Genomic DNA, 1,698 nt, shown 5'->3' with positions numbered 1-1,698 from the left:
GGTATGAAAAACTTGAAATACACAAAGTATTCCTGCGTTTTCCATACCTCGACTTGCCAAAAAATCTCTCGCCATCCACTCTTGTTGATTTAATCAGAGCTTCCTTAAGGAAACTCTGAATCGATCATCTGCGGCGGATGACGGATCTTTTTCGCCATCCACTCTTGCAGATTGAATCAGAGCTTCCCTGATTCAAGTTGCACCGCACGATCCAACAGAGGCTGAAGATGCAAATGTGCGGTGCTGCCTGTAAACAACAAAAACCACCGCCGCAAAGGCGGGGAGGGGAGAGCGCTATGCCGCGTTTTTTTGTTCCGCGCGTGGAGCTGGGTGAGAATTTTCTGGTCCTGACGGGGGAGAATGCCGCGCATGCGCGCGTGCTGCGCCTGAAAAACGGAGATGCCGTCACGGTGTGCGACGGCGAGGGCGAGGAGTGGCACTGCGTTGTCTCGGACGTGGCTCCGGGGCAGGTCAGCCTTGTCGTGCAGGAGCACACGGCCGCAAAGAGCGAGGCGGCCGTATTCTGCAGTGTGTATATGGCCTTTGCCAAGGCAGATAAATTTGAGCATGTGATCCAGAAGGCGACGGAGCTGGGCGCGGCGGAGCTGGTCGCGTTCCCGAGCGCGCGCTGCGTCTCCCGGCCGGATGAGCGCTCACTTGCCAAAAAGCTCGAGCGCTGGCAGAAGATCGCCGCCTCGGCCGCAGAGCAGTCCGGGCGCGGCCGCATCCCGCAGGTGCTGGCGCTGCCGTCGTATGAGGCGGCGCTGCAGCGGGCTGCGCAGGCGGAGCTTGCCGTCTGCTTTTATGAGAACGAGGAGCAGCGCACATTCCGCGCCGCCATCGAGTCCGCGCCGTTCCGCACGGCGGCCCTGCTGACGGGGCCGGAGGGCGGTCTGGAGCGCAGCGAGGTGGAGCAGGCGCAGAGGGTCGGCCTGCAGATCTGCACGCTCGGCAGCCGCATCCTGCGCTGTGAAACGGCTCCGCTGTGCGCCCTGTCCGCGCTGATGTATGCAGCGGGCGAATTCTGAGCGAAAATGAGGGTTAATGCATGAAAATGTGTGTGATCTCCTTCAGCAGCCGGGCGGATGGGAACTGCGCTGCCATTGCCGACTGTGTGCAGGAAGCGCTCGGGGCGGAGGGTCTGACCCGCTTCGATTTTTCCGGACTTTCGGTGCATGGCTGCGGCGCCTGCCATTGTGAGTGCTTCCGGCAGCGCGAGGCCTGCCCCTATTTTGCGGACGATGCGTTCCGCCTGAACGAGGCGGCGGCACTGGCGGACCGCGCCGTGTTCATCGTGCCGAATTACTGCGATTTTCCGTGCTCCAATTTTTTCCTGTTCAACGAGCGGAGCCAGTGCTGCTTCAACGGGCATGCCGAGCTGGCGGACCGCTATCTTGCCGTGCCGAAGAAATTCATCGTTGTCAGCAATACGGGCCGGGAGAATTTTCTGGCGGCGTTCCGGGACCATGTGCTGCCCGGAACGGAGCCGGATGTCTGCTTCCTGCGCGCAGCGGCCTACCATCGCATCAGCCTCGACGGCGACCTGATGACTTGCGAGCCTGCCCGTGCAGCCGTCCGGGAGTTTTTGCGGGACTGGTAATGCAGCGGCCTGAGCGCCATGCAGGCAGGCAATGATTGCGGCACAGATTCATTGGCGCAGTGCCTTCAAGGTTGTCATTGCGAGGCCCCGAAGGGGCC

The 1,698-nt window shown here is 61.4% G+C and carries 2 protein-coding genes; both read left to right on the top strand.

Annotated features, from left to right (window positions below):
• Positions 1-296 precede the first annotated feature (296 nt).
• A complete protein-coding gene (locus WMO66_RS00505; protein ID WP_349134448.1) occupies positions 297-1,028 on the top strand; it encodes a 16S rRNA (uracil(1498)-N(3))-methyltransferase in 732 nt (243 codons plus the stop codon).
• Positions 1,029-1,048: 20 nt separating this feature from the next.
• Entirely contained in the window at positions 1,049-1,600 is a 552-nt protein-coding gene (locus WMO66_RS00500; protein ID WP_349134447.1) for an NAD(P)H-dependent oxidoreductase, read from the top strand.
• Positions 1,601-1,698 lie beyond the last annotated feature (98 nt).

This window comes from Faecousia intestinalis (genome assembly GCF_040096185.1).
Classification (GTDB): domain Bacteria; phylum Bacillota; class Clostridia; order Oscillospirales; family Oscillospiraceae; genus JAZOXB01.
Note: the sequence above shows the minus strand (reverse complement) of the source record. Positions and strands in the feature narration are given on the sequence as shown.

Excerpts from the sequence above, each read along its gene's own strand:
- WMO66_RS00500 (WP_349134447.1), top strand. The coding sequence starts at position 1,049 with ATGAAAATGTGTGTGATCTCCTTCAGCAGCCGGGCGGATGGGAACTGC.
- WMO66_RS00505 (WP_349134448.1), top strand. The coding sequence starts at position 297 with ATGCCGCGTTTTTTTGTTCCGCGCGTGGAGCTGGGTGAGAATTTTCTG.